Origin of the sequence: Sinorhizobium psoraleae (assembly GCF_013283645.1) — a bacterium.
Lineage (GTDB): Bacteria > Pseudomonadota > Alphaproteobacteria > Rhizobiales > Rhizobiaceae > Sinorhizobium > Sinorhizobium psoraleae.
In genome coordinates this window covers 119171-137867 of the sequence record NZ_JABEKV010000006.1, presented here as the reverse complement: position 1 = coordinate 137867, position 18697 = coordinate 119171, and the positions used below count along the sequence as shown (strand labels likewise).

General features: G+C 61.8%; 18 protein-coding genes. 13 read left to right on the top strand and 5 right to left on the bottom strand.

What is annotated here, in order from left to right:
- From ILFOPFJJ_RS27450 to ILFOPFJJ_RS27435, 4 genes are read right to left on the bottom strand one after another with little or no spacing between them, the layout of a single operon-like run.
- Positions 1-936 carry a phosphoglycerate dehydrogenase gene (locus tag ILFOPFJJ_RS27450; RefSeq protein WP_173513727.1) on the bottom strand — a complete coding sequence of 312 codons (936 nt, stop codon included), beginning with the start codon at positions 934-936 and terminating at the stop codon, positions 1-3.
- Complete coding sequence (locus tag ILFOPFJJ_RS27445) at positions 933-1886, bottom strand: shikimate dehydrogenase family protein (protein WP_173513726.1); 954 nt, start codon at positions 1884-1886, stop codon at positions 933-935. Before ILFOPFJJ_RS27445 ends, ILFOPFJJ_RS27450 begins: the two co-directional genes overlap by 4 nt.
- A complete protein-coding gene (eda, locus tag ILFOPFJJ_RS27440; RefSeq protein WP_173513725.1) occupies positions 1883-2536 on the bottom strand; it encodes a bifunctional 4-hydroxy-2-oxoglutarate aldolase/2-dehydro-3-deoxy-phosphogluconate aldolase in 654 nt (217 codons plus the stop codon). The genes ILFOPFJJ_RS27445 and eda overlap by 4 nt, the downstream gene beginning before the upstream one ends.
- Positions 2537-2564: 28 nt before the next feature.
- Complete coding sequence (locus ILFOPFJJ_RS27435) at positions 2565-3194, bottom strand: glucose-6-phosphate isomerase (protein ID WP_376741461.1); 630 nt, start codon at positions 3192-3194, stop codon at positions 2565-2567.
- Between the two features lie 204 nt (positions 3195-3398).
- Here ILFOPFJJ_RS27435 and ILFOPFJJ_RS27430 point away from each other — a divergent pair, with 204 nt between their 5' ends.
- The 8 genes from ILFOPFJJ_RS27430 to ILFOPFJJ_RS27395 all read left to right on the top strand — a co-directional run bounded on the left by ILFOPFJJ_RS27430 (position 3399) and on the right by ILFOPFJJ_RS27395 (position 11930).
- Positions 3399-4370, top strand: coding sequence for a sugar ABC transporter substrate-binding protein (locus ILFOPFJJ_RS27430; protein ID WP_376741460.1), 972 nt, complete (start codon positions 3399-3401; stop codon positions 4368-4370).
- Between the two features lie 102 nt (positions 4371-4472).
- On the top strand, positions 4473-5987 hold the full coding sequence (locus ILFOPFJJ_RS27425) for a sugar ABC transporter ATP-binding protein (RefSeq protein WP_173513722.1): 1515 nt from the start codon (positions 4473-4475) through the stop codon (positions 5985-5987).
- Positions 5984-6967, top strand: coding sequence for an ABC transporter permease (locus ILFOPFJJ_RS27420; protein ID WP_173513721.1), 984 nt, complete (start codon positions 5984-5986; stop codon positions 6965-6967). Before ILFOPFJJ_RS27425 ends, ILFOPFJJ_RS27420 begins: the two co-directional genes overlap by 4 nt.
- Positions 6968-7129: 162 nt before the next feature.
- Entirely contained in the window at positions 7130-8632 is a 1503-nt protein-coding gene (locus ILFOPFJJ_RS27415) for a xylulokinase (RefSeq protein ID WP_173513720.1), read from the top strand.
- Positions 8629-9312 carry an HAD family hydrolase gene (locus ILFOPFJJ_RS27410; protein WP_173513719.1) on the top strand — a complete coding sequence of 228 codons (684 nt, stop codon included), beginning with the start codon at positions 8629-8631 and terminating at the stop codon, positions 9310-9312. The genes ILFOPFJJ_RS27415 and ILFOPFJJ_RS27410 overlap by 4 nt, the downstream gene beginning before the upstream one ends.
- A gap of 1 nt (position 9313) precedes the next feature.
- Positions 9314-10087, top strand: a complete 774-nt coding sequence (locus ILFOPFJJ_RS27405) for an SDR family NAD(P)-dependent oxidoreductase (RefSeq protein WP_173513718.1) — start codon at positions 9314-9316, stop codon at positions 10085-10087.
- Complete coding sequence (locus ILFOPFJJ_RS27400; protein WP_173513717.1) at positions 10078-11169, top strand: glycerol dehydrogenase; 1092 nt, start codon at positions 10078-10080, stop codon at positions 11167-11169. The genes ILFOPFJJ_RS27405 and ILFOPFJJ_RS27400 overlap by 10 nt, the downstream gene beginning before the upstream one ends.
- 14 nt (positions 11170-11183) lie before the next feature.
- Entirely contained in the window at positions 11184-11930 is a 747-nt protein-coding gene (locus tag ILFOPFJJ_RS27395) for an SDR family NAD(P)-dependent oxidoreductase (RefSeq protein WP_173513716.1), read from the top strand.
- Positions 11931-12424: 494 nt separating this feature from the next.
- Here ILFOPFJJ_RS27395 and ILFOPFJJ_RS27390 read toward each other — a convergent pair whose 3' ends face one another.
- Positions 12425-13543: a histidinol-phosphate transaminase gene (locus ILFOPFJJ_RS27390; RefSeq protein WP_173513715.1), complete on the bottom strand. Its 1119-nt coding sequence runs from the start codon at positions 13541-13543 to the stop codon at positions 12425-12427.
- A 130-nt stretch (positions 13544-13673) separates the two neighbouring features.
- On the opposite strand from ILFOPFJJ_RS27390, the gene ILFOPFJJ_RS27385 reads away from it, so the two are divergent.
- The 5 genes from ILFOPFJJ_RS27385 to ILFOPFJJ_RS27365 all read left to right on the top strand — a co-directional run bounded on the left by ILFOPFJJ_RS27385 (position 13674) and on the right by ILFOPFJJ_RS27365 (position 18663).
- The gene (locus ILFOPFJJ_RS27385; protein WP_173513714.1) at positions 13674-14447 is read left to right on the top strand and encodes an SDR family NAD(P)-dependent oxidoreductase; all 774 of its coding nucleotides are present in this window, start codon (positions 13674-13676) and stop codon (positions 14445-14447) included.
- 133 nt (positions 14448-14580) lie between these two features.
- A complete protein-coding gene (locus ILFOPFJJ_RS27380) occupies positions 14581-15702 on the top strand; it encodes an ABC transporter ATP-binding protein (RefSeq protein ID WP_246299814.1) in 1122 nt (373 codons plus the stop codon).
- A 33-nt stretch (positions 15703-15735) separates the two neighbouring features.
- Positions 15736-16851, top strand: a complete 1116-nt coding sequence (locus ILFOPFJJ_RS27375; protein WP_210267597.1) for an ABC transporter substrate-binding protein — start codon at positions 15736-15738, stop codon at positions 16849-16851.
- 70 nt (positions 16852-16921) lie between these two features.
- Positions 16922-17866: an ABC transporter permease gene (locus ILFOPFJJ_RS27370; protein ID WP_173513713.1), complete on the top strand. Its 945-nt coding sequence runs from the start codon at positions 16922-16924 to the stop codon at positions 17864-17866.
- Positions 17863-18663, top strand: coding sequence for an ABC transporter permease subunit (locus ILFOPFJJ_RS27365; RefSeq protein WP_173513712.1), 801 nt, complete (start codon positions 17863-17865; stop codon positions 18661-18663). Before ILFOPFJJ_RS27370 ends, ILFOPFJJ_RS27365 begins: the two co-directional genes overlap by 4 nt.
- Positions 18664-18697 lie beyond the last annotated feature (34 nt).

Sequence of the window (18697 nt, the reverse complement as noted above, 5' to 3'; positions counted from 1 at the left end):
TCAACCCCTGAGCGCCGAAAGTAGGTTGTCGGCGGCGATCCGGGTCGCGCGGTCGATACTTTCTGCCGTGAAGCCCCCGATGTGACTCGTTGCAATGACCCGTTCGTGGCCTGCCAAGCGCAGGGAGACCGGAGGCTCGGGTTCGAAAACATCCGTGGCATAACAACCAACCTGTCCGGCGTCCAACGCTTCGATCAGGGCGTCTTCATCGACGAGCCGTGCTCGCGCCGTATTGACGAGCACGAGCCCGGGACGCGCCGAATGCAGGCGCTTGCGGTCGAGTAACGAGGAGCCGTCCTTCGGCAGGGGGCAGTGCAAGGAGAGGACTTCCGCCTCGCCCATGAGGTCATCGACGTCGGCATACTCAAAAGCGCTCGACGGCAGGTCGAGATTAGGCCTCGCCGGATCATGGGCGATGACTCTTGCGCCGAGAGCGACGACCATGCGCGCCACCTCGCGTCCGATCGCGCCGCATCCGATGATGCCTACGGTCCGGCCGCGGATTTCCATGCCGCGCATGCGCGGCCAGTCGCCCGCCTTGATGCCTGCATCGGCGCGCGGGATAGAGCGCAAGGCGCTGAAGACGAGGCCGATGGTGAGTTCGGCAACGCCAAGCGCGTTCGCCCCCTCGGCAATCATGATCTTGACGCCCTTCTTTGCCAGCATGTCGACAGGAAGATTATCGACGCCAACACCATTGCGGCTGATGACCCGCAGATTGCCAGCCGCTTCGACGACCCGTGGGGTCACCGGTTCGACACCCGCGAGCCAGCCGACGCAATCGGGGACAAGCTCAAGAAGCTCGTCTTCGGTGGGCGTGGCGCCGGCGCGCGAATAGACGACGTCGAACCCGCCATCGCGCAGGCGCTCCACGTCCGGATGCGGTTCTGCAGTGAGCGAGCGAGGCGTTACAAGGATACGGGCGGTTGTCGTCATCGTCCTGCTGCCTCGCGTGCTATTTCGGAGATGCGATCGAAGGAGGGGCCGGATGTCGGAATTTCAACATCGAAAACCTCGGCGATGACCTGCGTCCAGCCGTGAATGAAATAGGTCCATCCATCCTCGACCTGCAGCGCGCGTTGTTTCTGCTGGCCGCGTGCTTGGTCGAGAAACATGAGTTCGCCGCGATAATTGAGATCCCAGGCGACCGCCTTCTCGGGAAAACGTGCGGCACCAGACAAAGGCGAGCCCGGCGCGTCCTTCCCAAGGCCCGTGGCATTGATGACAAGCGAGCCGGGCTTCAGGCCGGCAAGCACGGCATCGTTGTCCTCGGGTTTCGGGGCAAGCACGTATTCGACGGGCACATCGCTTTCGACGCTTTCATGAATGCGCTTTATCTCGTCGAGTCGATGCTGGCTCCGGTTGGAGACGACGATACGCCCGGGCACGTCCCTGTCGCGCGAACGGCGCATCAGGTGCCAAGTGATCGCGATTGTCGATCCGCCGGCGCCCATCGAAAACAGGTCGGCTCCCGTCCGGGCGAAATAGCCCTCACCAAGGAAGCCATCGATTGCAAGGCCGGAGGAAATCGGATCCTTGGCATGGCAGACAAACTTGCCATTACGTTTCGAGATGCAGCTCGTCTCGTCCATGAGCTTCGCGTGGGGATCGATAACGTTGAACAGGTCCTTGCAGGCCGCAAAGAGGTCGATCTTGTGCGTCGTCACCAACGCGCCCATGGAAAGAGGATCGTCGCGGATGAATTCGACGGCGGCACGGTAGGCGGTCGGGTCGTCGTGGAGCTTGAAGTCGATACCTTCGATGACGGCGTCCTTCAGGCCGAGATGCTCCGCCCATGCCGGGAAGACCTTCATGATCGAGCTTTTGGCCGTTGTCACGCCGATGAAATAGAGCGTCGCCTGCTTAGCTGGCTGATAGAGGGTCACGCGCGCTTCTCCAGGGCTTCCTTGGCTGCCTTCACGGCTTCTGCCGCGTTGCGGGAGATATCGGCGAAGCGGCCCTCCCGGATATCCTCCGTCTTGGCGATCCAGGTGCCGCCAACGGCAACGACGTGCCTGACCGCAAGCCACTCGCCGATCGTCGCCTGGGTGACGCCACCTGTAGGGATGAAGCGGACATCGAGGTGGGCGAAGGGAGCGGCGATGCCGCAGAGTGCCTTCGGGCCGCCCGCAACGCCCGCCGGGAAGAACTTTGCCAGCCGGACGCCATGCGCGGTGGCAAGAGTGAGGTCCGTAGGCGTCATGATTCCGGGGCAGAAGGGAAGGGTGGCGGCCTTCGCAGCGTCGACGATCTCAGGGTCGTAGCCGGGTGCGAGAGCGAATCGGGCGCCGCTTTGGATCGCGCGATCCAGACTCTCTTTGTCGAGGATAGTGCCGGCGCCAATGCAGAGCTCCGGTCGCGCGTCACGGATCGCCGCCAGCACATCGCCGGCGGCTTGCGTGCGGAAGGTGATCTCGGCCACCGGCAGTCCGCCTTCCAGCAGGGCATCGGCGAGCGGCACTGCGTCGGAGACACGCTCGATCGCGATGACGGGCACGACGCCGAGGCTGGCGATCAGGTCGATAGAGTTGTCCATAGGGCTTTTCCTTGCGTCCGTTCGGTTCTTACGCGTATCGTTTCATCAGGTCTGCGATGTTTTCGCCGCTGCGCGGACGGTAGTCTTTGTTCTCGACAAGGCTCCAGCCACCGTTCCCATCAGCCATGACGCGATGGCGCATGCCGTTCGAGGCTTCGATGATCCCGTAGTCCTGGCCGCTGTCGGACGGGTAGGCGAAGACCATGACGAGGTCGTCTTCGCCGACATTGATGGATCGGTGGATCCAGTAGGGCGGCACGTAGCAGATTGTCTGCGGACCGATCTCGACGATACGCGTCTCGCCCTCGGGCGATTCGAGCTGCATCAGCCCCTTGCCCTTCTGGCCGTAATAGATTTCCGGGCGGTCGGCCTTTGCGTGAATATGGCCGCGCGTCAGGAAGAATTCGCGGCCGATCAGGCCCGGCATCATCCGCGTCACACCATAGATCAGGTCGCCGGCATGATCGCCCGGACGAAAGTCCTCGACCGCGTAGACGACCGGGTCATCGAGGCGGCGGGTGAGGTCTGAATGGGCGGCGGCGTCCTCGTAAAGGCCTGCGAGGTCGCTCAGCCGCTTTTCATAGCGCCCGGTGTTTCCACTCATTCCGCCTCTGCTTGCGTCGACGACGCTCGTGACCGGTTCTCTCAACATTTCAATCTCCGCAGTTACGTAGGAAAATTACATAAATGACTGGCAAAAATCTGACAAGTGCAAAAATACGCCGTTTTGCAGCGCATTAAATCGCCCTGTGCCCGAAATTTTATGTTGACGGAAAAAAAGTCTGTAACTACGCTACATTTCAGCCAAGAAAAACTGGCTCGCGATCAATCGCGTCCACCCGGAGGAGAAATCATGACCCGCATACCAAGGACCGCCCTGAAGATCGCATTGGCGGCTGCCGCCTCGCTGCTGGCCATCGGCGCCGCCGCGGCCGCCGATTGCAAGATCGGCATTTCGATGAAGACGCTCGACGCGCCCTATTTCGCCGCCCAGGAAGTTTCTGCCAAGAAACATGCCGAAGAGCTCGGGTGCGAAGTGATCTCGGCCGACGCGCAGAACGACCTTAACAAGCAGATCGCCGACATCGAGGACATGGTCGCCCAGGGCATCGGCGCACTGATCGTCAATCCGCGCGACAGCAAGGGCATGGTTCCGGCGGTAAACGCCGCCTCCGCCGCCGGCGTGAAGGTCTTCGTCATCGACTCCACCCTCGACCCAACGGCGAATTTCGTGACACTGGTGCAGTCTTCCAACAGCCGCAACGGCATGCTCGTCGGCCAGTGGCTGGCCGACCAGACCAAGGGCAAGGACCTGAAGATCGCGCTGCTTTCCGGCGACAAGGGCAATGAGGTGGGGCAGGAGCGCCGCCTCGGCGTGCTGGCCGGCCTGCTCGAGGGCCAGCTGCGCAACGAAGGCCGGGCCCGCTTCGAAGTCGTCGGTCAGGGCTGGGGGCTGTGGGGGCACGAGGGTGGCCTGAAGGCGATGGAAGACCTTCTGGTGGCCAATCCGGACATCAACGTTGTGCTCGGGGAGAATGATTCCATGGTGCTCGGCGCCCGCAAGGCGCTGGAACAGGCGGGCCGCGTCGATGACGTGCTGCTGCTTGCCGCTGCCGACGGGCAGAAGGAAGCGCTCCAGATGATCAAGGAGGGCACTTACGGCGCCACCGGTCTCAACGATCCGGCGCTCGTCGCCTCGACGGCCGTGGACCTCGCCAAGAAGGCACTCGACGGAGAGCTGCCGGGCGACACGTCGAAGATTACCTACACGACGCCCACGGCGATCACCAAGGACAATGTCGACCAGTATTACAAGGCCGACGCGGTCTTCTGATCAACTGATCCTCCCAGGCCGGCGGGTCCTTCGCGGCTCGCCGGCCACCACCCGACGGTGGTCGCCAGGAAGCGGACCCCTGCGTCGAAGAGACATCGCACTATGGAAAATCTCGTAGAACTTTCGGGCATCCGCAAATCCTTCGGCGGCGTTCATGCCCTGCAGGGCGTGGATTTCGCGCTTCGGCCAGGCGAAGTCCACGCGCTTCTCGGCGAGAACGGCGCGGGTAAGTCGACCCTCATGCGGGTGCTCGGCGGCGAATATATCGCCGAGGCCGGCATGGTGAAAGTCGTGGGCGAGGAGCCACATTTTCGCTCTCCGTCGGACGCCATCTCGAAGGGAATCGCGATCATCCATCAGGAAATGGCGCTCGCGACGGATCTGACCGTCGCTGAAAACATCTTCCTTTCCGAAATTCCCTCCGTCATTTCCTGGCGCGACCTCAACCGGCGGGCGCGCGAGCTTATCGACAGCCTCGGCTTTTCGATTCACCCGGGCGCGACCGTCGGCGACCTTTCCGTCGCGCACCAGCAGGTGGTCGAGATCGCCAAAGCGCTGTCGCGCAACGCCCGCGTGATGGTCTTCGACGAGCCGACGGCTGTGCTTTCCGTACAGGACGCCGAACGATTGCTCGGCATCATCCGCACGCTTCGCGCCCGCGGTGTCGGTGTCATCTATATTTCCCACCGTCTCGACGAGGTCTTCCGCATCGCCGACCGCATTACCGTCATGAAGGACGGAGCGTCTGTCGCGACCGTGGACCGTTCCGCGGTCGAGATCGATGACGTCATCCGTATGATGGTGGGTCGGTCGCTGAAGGCGCTTTTCGGCGAAGGTGTCGAGCGCCGGCCTGGCGCAGAGGTGCTGCGCATCGAGAACCTCTCGGATGGAGACCGCATCAAGGGCGTGTCGCTCAGCGTTCGCGCGGGCGAGATCGTCGGGCTCGGCGGGCTTGTCGGGGCGGGCCGAACGGAATTCGTCCGACTGGTTTTCGGGGCGGAGCGGGCGCAGTCCGGCCGCATTTTCGTGCATGGCAAGGAAAAGTCGATCCGCTCGCCGGGCGACGGGGTCAAGGCGGGCATTGGCCTTGTCCCCGAAAACCGCAAGGAGCAGGGGCTCATTCTCGACTTTCCGATCCGGGTGAACGCGACCATGGCGAAACTCGGGCCCCTCGTGAACCGCTTCGGCTTCGTGCGCCGCGCCGTCGAGCGGGCGGCGGTCGAGAACCTCGCGAAACGCTTGCGCCTTAAAGCCGGCAGCCTCAACGATCCGGCGTCCAGCCTGTCTGGCGGGAACCAGCAGAAGGTCGTGCTCGCCAAGTGGTTCCATGCCGATGGCGACATCATGATCTTCGACGAACCGACGCGCGGCGTCGATGTCGGCGCGAAGACCGAGATCTATTCGCTGATCAAGGCACTCGCCGCCGAGGGGCGGGCGGTTCTCGTCATCTCTTCCGAGCACCTGGAGCTCTTCGGGCTCTGCGACCGCATCCTCGTCATGCGGGAGGGCGAGATCACGGGCGAACTCGGACCCGAAGACTACACTGAGGAAAATCTCCTGAAGCTTGCGATGGTGAACACCGTCACCTCGCCCGAAAAGATGGTTGTGAACTCATGAGCAGCACCATGTCAGACCTAGCCGAAACCACTCGCCCGTCGCTGAACGTCAGCCAGATCCTGCAGCGCTACGGCACGATCGCGATCCTGGTTGCGCTGGTCATCGTGGCGGCCTCGATGTCAGACGTGTTCCTGACCGAGCGCAACATCTTGAACGTTCTGCGCCAGATCTCCGGGACCAGCCTCATGGCGATCGGCATGCTATTCGTGATCCTGACGCGCGGCATCGACCTTTCAGTCGGCTCCGTCGCCGCCCTCGGCAGCGTCCTTTCCGCGATCCTGATCCAGCAATACGGGACCGGCCTTTCGATGACAGCAACTCTATTTGCCGGCGCGGCTTGCGGTCTGGTTTCAGGCGTGCTTGTCGCCTTCCTGAAGCTGCCGCCCTTCGTGACGACACTCGCGATGATGACAGTGGCGCGCGGGGTCTCGCTGATCATCTCGGCCGGCCAGCCGATCGTGATGGGCGACAGCGGCGCAGCGATAACTGCGTTCGGCTCAGGCGCGATTGCGGGCGTTCCGTATCCGGTGATCCTGATGACGTTCGTGTTCCTGGTTGCGGGCACGGTGCTGATGTTCACGCGGTACGGCCGTCTCGTGAAGGCGATCGGTTCGAACGTCGAGGCGGTCCGGCTCTCGGGCATTCCGGTGGCTTGGTATACCATGTCGGTCTATGTCATCTCTGGCGCGCTCGCCGCCGCCGCCGGTGTCGTTTCCGCCAGCCGAACCGGCGTTGGTTCGGCCAATATCGGGGTCGGTGCGGAACTCGACGCGATCGCCGCCGTGGTCATTGGAGGCGCGAGCCTGATGGGTGGGCGCGGGGGCGCGTTCAACACCTTTATCGGCGTCATTGTGCTCGGCATTATCGCCAATATGATGAATCTCGCCCGTGTGCCCGGCTATCATCAGCAGGTCTTCATGGGTTGCATCATCATTGGCGCCATGCTCCTGCAATACGCATCCAACTGGCTGCGCCGCTAGAGCAATTTCAGGAACAATGTGTAATCGTTTTCCGTCCGGAATTGCGTCGCTTCAAAGAGTTAGATCCTCTCATTGTCTCTATGAAACAGTGAAGTGATCCAGGGCCGCAGCACACCCGCCCGGGCGAGTGCCCGGGTGGAGGACGCGGAGATGGGTGGGTTCATGTCTGAAGACTTGTTTTTGACGATCGACGTTGGAACTGGCAGCGTTCGCGCGGCCCTCGTCGACCGGCGCGGCAAAGTGGTCGAGATCGCGGCGCGCGAGCACGAGCAGATCGTGCCGCAATTCGGCTGGTCCGAGCAGCGGCCGATCGATTGGTGGAACGGCGTCATTGCCTCGATCCGCGAAGTTCTCTCCAGTGAGCCAGACGCCAGCCGCCGAATTGCAGCCATCTCGGCCTGCGGCCAGATGCACGGGACGGTGCTGGTTGACGACCGCGGCGATCTCGCCCGCGAGACAGCGCCGCTGTGGAACGACAAGCGCACGATCGGCCATGTCGCGGCCTTTGAGAAGGTACACCGGCCAGACAGCTATCTCGCCGACAGCGCAAATCCCGCGACGCCCGCCTGGCCCGGCTTCAAGCTGCAATGGTTGCGCGACAGTGACCCGGAAGCCTGGCGCCGGACGGCTGCCGTCCTCATGCCCAAGGACTGGATCAACCTGAGACTGACCGGCGAGGTCGCGATGGATCGCACCGACGGTGGCGCGAGCTTCCTGATGGATCCGCGCACGGGCGAATGGTCCGAACGGATGATCTCTCTGCTTGGCCTCGACATGGCGAAACTCGCGCCGCTGCGCAACCCCGTCGAGATTTTGGGCCACGTAACCGCCAAAGCGGCGCGCGAGACGGGCCTTCGAGAAGGAACACCTGTGCTTGTCGGTGGCGGCGACTATCCGGTTGCGTTGCTCGGCTCCGGGGTTTGCCGGCCCGGTATCGGCTCGGAGGTGATGGGCACCTCGGCAATCATCACAGCCATCGCCGAAAAGCCGCTGCTCGATGCACGAGTCTCGAACGTCGGTACCGTCGAGGGTAATTGGGGCGCATTCATGCTGCTCGAATCCGGTGGTGACGCCATGCGCTGGGCGCGGCGTGCCATTCACGAGAAGCAGGTCGGCTATGAGGAGATCGTCGCCAAGGCAGCCGAGGCGCCAGCGGGTGCCGACCGCCTCTTCTTCATGCCTTACCTTAGCGGCGAGCGGCTCGGCGACCACCGCAATGCTCGGGCGCAATTCTTTGGTATCGGCGCGGCGCATGGGCTCGCGCATATGCACCGCGCGATCCTCGAGGGCGTTGCCTTCGCGGTCAAGCGGCACATCAACACTCTCGACAGAATCTCGGGCGCGCCGATCGAGCGTGTCATTGCATCAGGCGGTGGCGCCAAGACGAAACTCTGGATGAAGATCAAGGCGAGCGTCTACGGCATTCCGATCCTCGTGCCGGCCGAGGCCGAATGCGGCATCGTCGGTTGCGCGGCAATGGCGGCAACCGCTACCGGGCTCTATTCGCGGGTGGAAGATGCGGCCGAGGCCTATGTCCGTTACTCCGAAGAAATCCTGCCGGATCGCCGATGGGCGGAGACCTACCGGCCGATGCAGGGCTTCTTCGAAAGGCTCTATTTCCACAGCCAATCGCTCTACGATGATCTGGACCGGTTGCCCTCATGAGCCGTAAAGCAGTTCTCTTCGACATGGACGGAACGCTGGTCGACAGCGAGTTGCTGCATTTCGAGACGATGGCGGCGGCTGTCGAAAGCTTCGGCTATGCGCTGCCAGAGGGGTTTGGCGAGCGCATCACGGGAATGGCGATCGGCGACTGCCATAGGTTGCTCGTCGAGACGATCGGCTTTGCGCCGGGTGTAGGTGAGCTGGTCGGGCGGAAATATGCCGCCTATATCGATCGCGCCAACGGCCTAAGAAAGCGCGCGGGGGCCGATGCGGCAATGGCGTTCGTCCGCGCGTCGGGAGCGGCCATGGCTGTCGTCTCGAATTCCGATCGCATGCTGACCAGCGCCAACCTCTCAGCCATTGGCCTTCAGGCGCCTGGCCTGGTCAGCGTGACGCGCAACGATGTTCGCTACGGCAAGCCGGACCCGGAGCCCTATCTTCGGGCCGCCTGGCTGCTCGGTATCGAGCCCTCCGACTGCATCGTCGTGGAGGACAGCGCGCCCGGGGCCTACGCCGGACTTGCGGCGGGCATGACCGTCATCGGCTGGCCCGAGCCACATCGCCCGGACATCGCCTTTCCTGCCGGAACGATAGTTGCGGAGGCGGACAGTCTCGTCGCGACGCTTCGGCCGCTCCTCTCTAACTCATCTGAAACCCTTACCGTCCCAAGGATCGCCTGACATGTATCTCGATAAATTCAAGCTCACCGGCAAGGTCGCCGTCGTCACGGGCGCCGCGCGCGGTATCGGGCTCTCGACAGCCGAAGCGCTCGCCGAAGCTGGCGCCACTGTCGTTTTGACCGACATGAATGCGGATGTGCTTGCCACCGCAACGGACGGCCTGAAGGTCAAAGGTTATTCCGTGGAGAGCGAGATCCTCGACGTGACGGACGCGAAGGCCGTGCAGGCCGTGCACGACACGATCGTCTCCCGCCACGAACGCGTCGACGTGCTGATCAACAACGCCGGAATCGCGATCTCCAATCATCCGGCCGAGACGATGGCGGACGAGGTCTGGAACAAGGTGATTGATGTCAACCTCAATGGCGTCTTCTGGTGCTGCCGCGCCTTCGGCAACACCATGCTGAAGCAGGGATCGGGCTCTATCGTCAATGTCGGCTCGATGTCGGGTTTCATCGTCAACCGCCCGCAGGAACAGGCAAACTACAACGCGTCGAAGGCGGCAGTGCATCACCTGACGAAGTCGCTCGCGGCCGAGTGGGGCGCGCGCGGGGTGCGCGTCAACTCCGTCGCGCCGACCTACATCGATACGGAGATGAACAAATATGTCTACGAGGACGAGGAGATGTATCGCCACTGGGTCGGCGGAACGCCGATGAACAGGCTGGGCCGCACCGACGAGGTCGCCTCGGTCATCCTCTTCCTCGCAAGCGACGCGGCGAGCCTGATGACCGGCTCCATCGTACTCGCGGATGGAGGCTACGTATGCTGGTGAAGGCCGATCAGGCTGGCGCCGTGCGCGGCGCGCGTTTTCCCGGACGCTATATCCAGGGCGCCGGCACGATCGCGCGGCTCGGCGAGGAGGCGAGGGGCTTTGGCGAAAAGGCGATCGTCCTTCTCGACAATGGCGTTTTCGACCTGTTGAAAGCGGATATCGAGGCGTCCTTCGCAAACGGTCCGGATATCGAGATCGTCCGCCATGGCGGCGAATGTTCCGAGTGGGCGATCGCGAACCTGGCCGAGGCGGCAAGGATCGCCGGGGCTTCAGTGATCGTCGGCGCTGGCGGCGGCAAGGCGCTCGACACCGCGAAGGCGGCCGCGCGCGACGCAGCGCTTCCCGTCATCGTCTTTCCGACAATCGCGGCCTCCGACGCGCCATGCAGCGCGCTCGCCGTGGTGTATAATGAGGACGGCACCGTTGCCTACGATACCTTCCTGCCGAGCAATCCCGATCTTGTGCTGGTGGATACAGCATTAATCGCCAAGGCGCCCGCCCGATTCCTCGCGGCCGGGATCGGCGATGCGCTTGCCACCTGGTACGAGGCGGAATCCTGCCGCCGAAGCGGCGCCTTCAACTGCATGAAGATGCCGGGCGTGCCGCTCGCCTATGAAGTCGCCCGTTTCTGCCGGGACACCGTCTTCGAGTTTGGCGCGTTAGCGCTCGGAGAATGCGATGCACGGGAGGCCGGCCCCGCGCTTGAACGCGTGGTGGAAGCGAATATCCTCCTTTCCGGCATCGGCTTCGAGTCTGGCGGCGTTGCAACGGCCCATGCTGTCCATCACGGCCTCTGCGAACTCGATGACGTCCACCACCACCTGCACGGCGAGAAAGTTGCAATCGGTGTGCTCGCCGGACTGAAGCTGCACGGGCTGGAGGAAGACTATGAGCGCGTCCGGCAATTCTGCCTTACCGTGCGTCTGCCGACGAAACTCGGCGACATCGGAATCACGGAAGCGACGCCGGAAAAGCTTGCGATTGTCGCGAAGCGCGCCTGCCGGTCCGGCGAAATCATTCATAACGAGCCGATAAAGGTGACAGAGAATATGGTCGTCGAGGCGCTCAAGGCGCTCGTGTGACTTCGGAGGAGAAGATGAAGGAAGTGGACACATTCCAGGCCGGACTTTTTGTCGGCAAGACGGTGGTTGTCTCCGGCGGCACGAGCGGCATCGGTTTGTCTCTCGCCAAGGGTTTTGCGGAAGCCGGCGCGACTGTCATCGCAACCGGTAGCTCGGAAAGCCGCCTCGTCGCGGCAAGGGCTGAGAGCGGCAGCGGACGTGACTTTCAACGTCTCGACGTGCGCGACAAGGCTGCCGTTGCCGCATTCTTTGCCGGGCTCGACCGCCTCGACGTACTCGTCAATTGCCAGGGGGTCGCCCGGCCGGATGCGGAATGGAATGAAGAGACCTTCATGGATGTCATGGACATCAATCTCTCGAGCGCCATGCGGCTTTCGCGCGAGGCCTTCCCGCTGCTCAAGGCGACGCGGGGCAGCATCGTCAACATCGCGTCCATGCTGAGCTATCTTGCCGACGAGACAGTGCCGGCCTACACGGCCAGCAAGACCGGTATCGTCGGCCTGACGCGGGCACTCGCGCACAAATATGGCCGTGATGGTGTGCGCGTGAATGCGATTGCGCCGGGTTATCATCGCACCGACATGACCAAGCCCTTGTGGTCGGTACCTGAAAGCGAAAACAAGATCAGCGATCGATCCGCGCTGAAGCGCTGGGGTACGACGGAAGACGTGGTCGGGCCCGTTCTCTTTCTTTCCTCGCCCGCAGCTGAATTCGTCACCGGTGTCACGCTGCCGGTGGATGGCGGTTATCACGTCGGTTAAGCGCGGATCACACACATTCGGCGCCTGCTGCCCGCGCTGACGGGCTACGGCCGGGCCTAACGGCGACGGGGGTTCAAAGTTGGGCTTGGGCTCCCCGGTTCCGGGGATCGCTGAGCCAATATCACCGTCGCTGGGCCATTCTAATTGCTAAAGGCACGCGGTATGGCATGGCGGAACCGACACACTTTAGCGAGATTGAAACCGTGGTGCGAGAGGTGAGGCTAGGGTCTACAGCGAAACCTCTACCGGACGCGAAGATTGAGGATGCCGAGGTGACGAAGCCAGCGCCATGGGTTTAATCCGAATGTCAGTTCCACGAGATGATGCAATTGATGCGGTTTTGTCTGGGACGGCGCTGGGGGCCCCTTCTACACAAAAGGCTCCAAATTCTGGTGTCGAGCTTTGCGTCTGACCTGACGCTGTGAAAAACCTCTCATTCCATGGTGGTGGAAAGAGACGGCAATGATTGCCGTTGCCGTGCTTCGATTAGAGAGTCACGACGAATGGTCGCGAAGGGCACTGGCCAGGGCCGTGGTGAACAGGTCATTTTCTTCGGACGTTCCGATGCTTACGCGAATGAAGTTCTCATAGCCCGGCTGCTTCCACGGCTTGACGATGACCCCCTGCCTCAGCAAGGCCTCTGCGACTATTGAGCCATTTCGTCCAACATCGATGAACAGGAAATTCCCCTTCGACGGCGCGACACGCAGACCGCGCTGGAGCAGGGCCGTTTTTACCCGCTCCCGTTCACGCGTGGCATGCGCCACTGTCGCATGGAGATGATCGGTGTCGCCAAGCGCAAGCACGGCAGCGGCCTGGGCGATGGCGTTTGTATTGAACGGCGTTCGGGCGCGGTCGAGATAGGAGCGCAATTCCGGATCGCTGACTACACCAAAGCCGATGCGCAGCCCGGCAAGGCCGTATGCCTTCGAGAAGGTGCGCAGCACGACCCATGGCTTGCCCGACCTCTCCAGAAGTGGCAGGGCGGAAGAATAGTCGTTGCCCGCGGCATATTCAGCATAGGCCTCGTCGATCACAATGAGGGCGTTGTCGTCAACGGCAGCTATAACCTGGCCGAGTTCACCGCTTGTCAGCCAGCTTCCGACCGGATTCATGGGATTGGCGAAGATGACCATTCGCGCCGGCCCCGCAACCGCCGCAAGCAAGGCCTCCGTGTCGATGGACAGGTCTGCTCGAAGACCAACGCGATCAACCTTCGCCCCCATGAGCGTGGCATAATCTTCGTGGAGGGGAAACGAGGGGTAGAGCGTTATGACCCGGTCTCCCGGGCGCAGGACTGTTCGCGCTACGACAGCAATGAGATCCTCCGAGCCGTTGCCGAGGATGATGCGGCTGTCGCTGACGGCGAAGTCAGCCGCCAGCCGCTGCGCAAGCTCGCGTCCAGAAGGATCGGGATAAAGGCGGAACAACTCGATGCTGTTTGCAAGCGAGGCCGCGACGGCCGGGGAGGGACCAAGCGGATTTTCATTGGAGCCAAGTTTCGCGATTTGCGGAGGATCGAAGCGGTCACGAACCTCCTGGAGTGTGAGACCGGCATTGTAGGGCAAAATGCTCCTTATCTCGGGGCGGACCAGCGACACGGATTTCGGCATTTCCATCAATCTCCACTCTAGCTGCGGCACATCATAAGCGCAGTCGGCGCAATTTGTACAGATATGTATAGACATTTAATATCAAACGTGGTGTGCTGTATCCTATGCCGTTCGAAGGGAGATCGAGACCATGGAAGTTTCCACCCTTTTCAGCCTTTCCGGCCGCAAGGCGCTCGTAACGGGGGCCAGCCGCGGCATTGGCCAGGCGATCGCGGCAGCGCTCGCCAGCGCTGGCGCGGATGTCGCCATCACGGCCCGCGAAGCCAGCGCGCTGGAGGAAACATGCGGCCAGATCACGCAGTTGGGGCGCCAGGTCGTTCCGCTTTCTCTCGATGTGCGAGACATTTCGGCCTGCGCAGAGGCTGTCGCGGCTGCCGATGAGAGGCTTGGCGGCCTCGATATCCTCGTCAACAATGCCGGCTACGAGGAAATCCGGCCATCGGTCGACGTCGATGAAGCCCTTTGGGACAGGATCGTTTCGACCAATCTCAAGGGGGCCTTCTTCTGCGCGCAGGCTGCCGCAAGACAGATGTCTGCCGCAGGCAGGGCAGGGGCGATCATCAATCTCTGTTCGCTGACTTCCTATGTCGGCGTGCCAACGGCGGTACCCTATGGCTCATCGAAGTCGGGCCTGCTCGGAATGACCAGGGCGCTTGCCGCCGAATGGGCCCCTCTCGATATCCGTGTCAACGCGATTGCGCCCGGTTATTTCCGCACGGCAATGACGGACGTCTTCTACGAGGACAAAGCATGGCAGGAAGCAATGCTCACCAAGATTCCGCAGCGCCGGTTTGGCGCAATGGAAGATGTCGCCGGTGCTGTCGTCTTTCTGGCGAGTGGCGCGTCAGCTTATGTGACGGGACATTGCATTCCACTCGATGGCGGCTATCTGGCCTCCATATAAGTGGCTTTCAAGTATTCAATAGATTAAAAAATAGGCAGAAAATAATAGTGCCCAGAAACTGTTTGACAATAATGTATGTAGATGTATAGACAATAAGAAAACGGATTGCACAAGCCGGTATCGAGGGGAAGTCATGCAGCATGTGACCGGAAATACCAGCCCGATCGCGGTATCCGTCAAGAATGTCAACATGGTCTATAACGGCATTCACGCCGTCAAATCCGCCTCTTTCGACCTGCCTGCAGGAAAGTTCCTCACGATCCTCGGCCCCTCTGGCTCGGGCAAGACGACGCTTCTTAGGATGATTGCAGGGTTTCAGGCTCCGACAAGCGGTGAAATCGTCATCAATGGCAAAGCCGTGAGCGCCGTCCCAGCCCATCACCGTTCCATCGGCATGGTATTTCAGAAGCTGGCATTGTTCCCACACATGACGGCTGCCGAAAACGTCGCATTTCCCCTGAAGATGCGCCGGCAGGATGCTCGCACCATCCCGGAGCGGGTCGAGCGCTATCTCGATCTCGTCAAGCTCGGCGGCTATGGCGGCCGGCGCATCCATGAACTTTCCGGGGGCCAGCAGCAGCGCGTGGCGATCGCCCGCGCGCTTGTCTTCGAGCCCGATCTCTTGCTGCTCGATGAGCCGCTCGCCGCACTCGACCGAAAGCTGCGCGAAGAAATGCAGCTCGAATTCCGCCGGATTCAGCGGGAGCTCGGCGTGACGACCATCAACGTCACCCACGACCAGCGAGAGGCGCTGGTCGTCTCCGACGAAATCATCGTCATGGACGCGGGTGAAATCCAGCAGAAGGCGCAGCCGACGCGGACCTATCGAAACCCACGCAATGCCTTCGTCGCAAACTTCATCGGGGTCACCAATTTCATTTCCGGCGCGGTGAGCAGAGTCGACGGTAGCGGTGCTGTCATTGCCCAGGATGCGATAGAGATTGCCGGCATTGTGGGCGATGAGCGCAGTCCACCGCGCGTCGGGGAGCGGGCCTCCGGTGCCATTCGGGCAGAGCAGATCCGCATCGCGGCCAATGCGGCGTCTCTCTCCGGTCTCGAAACCGTGCTCGAAGGCACGGTTTGCGATGCGATTTTCGAGGGTGAGCGCATCGTCTACGAGGTCCGCGTTCCGGCGCTTGCCGGCGAGGCGCTCAGGGTCTTTGATCACGATCCGGTCGACCACATCCAGTATGAGCCGGGTGCTGTGGTTTCTCTCGGCTGGAACAGCCGGGACGTCCTTGTTTTCAATAGCTAAACCGGTTCACCGGATAACCAGAGGAGAACGAAGATGAGCAGACAGAATTCGATTTTGCCGGCGTTGCGTCGGCGCAGCTTTCTCCAGGGCGCGGCCGCCCTTGGCGGTGCGGCAGGCCTCTCAGTGCTGGGCATGCCGCGCGCCTTCGCACAGGAGCCGGAAAAACCAAGCGAAATCATCGTTCGCGCCTGGGGCGGAAGCTGGGTCGACAGCCTGAAGGCCGGCGTCTCCGACAGCTTCACCAAAATGACCGGCATCGCCGTTCGGCATGACCTGACCGAAGACAACGAGATCCAGCCGAAGGTCTGGGCGGCCGTCGCACAAAAACGCGTGCCGCCAATCCACATCAACTGGGACACGACCACGAACGCGACGAAATCGGCGCTGCGCGGCGTGACCGAAGACCTTTCCGACCTGCCGAACCTCAAGAATGTCACAGAGCTGGCAAAGCCCGTCGGCCTCGAGGGATATCCGATCGTCAATACCTACGGCTACGTCTATGTTCTCGCCTATCGGCCGTCTGCCTTTCCGAACGGGGCGCCTAAGTCGTGGAAAGATCTGCTCGACCCGAAGTTCAAGGGCCGCATCGCTTTCTACAACGACGGCATCGGCTTCCATTTTCCGGCGCAGGTTGCCGGTGGCGGCAAGCTGGAGGACATACCGGGCAACATGCAGCCGGCCTGGGACTTCATCGCTAAGATGAAGGAGCAGCAACCGCTGCTCGGTGAAGATCCGGATTTCACCACCTGGTTCCAGAAGGGCGAAATCGACGCCGCTTGCACCATTTCCACCAATGCTCGAGAAGCACGCAAGAACGGTATCGAGATTGCGTGGGTCATTCCTGAGGAGGGCGCCAAGTTCGACACGGATGGCCTCTGGATTCCGAAGGGCCTCCCCGAGAATGAGCTTTACTGGGCGAAGCAATACATCAATCACGCGCTGACCAAGGAGGCGCAGCAGGTCTGGCTCGACGGTCTCGGCCTGCCGGGCGTGGTGCCTGGCCTCACGCCGCCCGCCGATCTCGTCAATGATCCCTCGTACCCGACAAAGGAGGAGGACTTCAAACACCTGATCCGGATTTCCTCGAAGATTCAGGTGGAGAACGAGAGCGACTGGTTCGCGAAGTTCAAGGCGATCATGCAAGGCTGAGTCTTTTTGACGAGCCGCCGCATCTTCGGCGGCGGCTCCGTTCAGCCTGTTCAACTTCAGGAATTCTTCCATGCGAGCCGCTCGAACAGCCTATCCGATGACATGGCGCATTATGGATGCGCTGGAAGCCTTCGCCGCCTTCGTCTGGCCGGCAAGTTTCAAGCGCACGATTCCATATCTCATGCTGGCGCCGGCGGTACTGCTGGTCGGCCTGCTCGTTCTCGGTCTCATCCAGATCGGCGACTCGAGCCTGAGGACGCTCGACACCAGTACTTTCCTGCTCTCGGAAGAGTACACACTGGAAAACTATCACAAGGCGGTCACGGAGCCGTTCTTCGCCATCGTGGCGGCGCGCAGTCTTATCGGGTCTCTGATCGTTACCATCGTGACGCTGACATTCGCGTTTCCCTATGCCTACATGATGGTGCGTACCCGTTCGGCGGGCCTGCGCAAGCTGCTGCTGATCGCGCTATTTCTACCCTTCTTCATCGGTCAGGTCGTGCGTGCCTATGGCTGGCTGATCATTCTCGGCAACCAGGGGATGGTCAACGAGGCTCTGGGCCTGGTCGGTGTCGCGCCGCTTCGCTTGCTCTACAATTATCCGGCAGTCCTCTTCGGTCTTGTCCAATACATGCTACCCTTCGCGGTGCTGATGCTCGCTCCCGCGCTGACGGCAATACCGGAGGAACTGGAAACGGCGTCGGCGTCGCTTGGTGCCAACTGGGTGCGCAGCTTCATCCATGTCGTGTTGCCGCTTGCGCGCCCCGGCCTCGTTGGCGCCGGCCTCGTCGTCGTGACGCTGTCGCTGACCGACTTTGCCATGCCCGCGATCCTCGGCGGCGGCTCGCAGGATTTCATTGCCAACGCCATCTATGACCAGTTCTTCCGCACGTCGGATCAAGGGCTTGGCGCGACGCTGGCCCTCATGCTCGTCGCCGTCGGCTCGTTGCTCGTCGGCATCGTCTTTACGCTCTTCGGCGCGGGAACACTTGCCATGGGAAGGGCGCGCCAGTGAACGCCTCAATCAGCAAATCCATCGTTCTCTGGGCTTTCGTCTCCGTCGCCCTCATCATGCTGTCGGCGCCGACCATCGTCGTGCTCGGAGCCTCCTTCACTTCGGGCAACATGATTACTTTCCCGCCTGAAGGCCTGTCGCTCAAATGGTATGCGGCGATTTTGCAGGCGACCGATCTTCGCGATGCTTTCCTACGCTCGGTCTTTGTGTCGGGCGTGTGCACCCTGGTCGCGATCCCGGCCGGAACATTCGCCGGAATAGCACTTGCCAAATATGCGGTGCGCTTCGAAAAAGCGATCCAGGTCTACCTGCTTCTGCCATTCACCATACCCTTGATCGGTTCGGGTATCGGTCTGATGCTGATCTTCGGCAATGCTGGCATTCTCGGCCAGCTCTGGCCTGTCGGCATCGCCTGCTGCGTGATCAATCTGCCCTTCATGATCTGGGCGGTGACGGCAAGCGCTGCAAGCCTCGATCCCGATCTGGAGCTTGCCGCCGCCAATTGCGGCGCGGGCCCGCTGCAGACGTTCCTTTTCGTGACGCTGCCGGCCGTCATGCCGGGGATCATCAGCGGATCGCTGCTGATGTTCATTCTGGCGCTCAACGAGTTTCTGGTGAGCCTGCTTCTGGTCGATGCGCGCATCGTCACCTTGCCGGTGCAGATCTACAATTCGATCCGCTCGATCATAACGCCCGACTTGGCCGCGATTTCCGTCGTCTTCATTGCCTGTGCGGCGGCCGCCATCTTCCTGCTCGATCGCCTGGTCGGGCTGGATATCTTCCTCAAATCGAAGTGATAACAGGACGCCGGTAGCCACACGCCGCCAACTA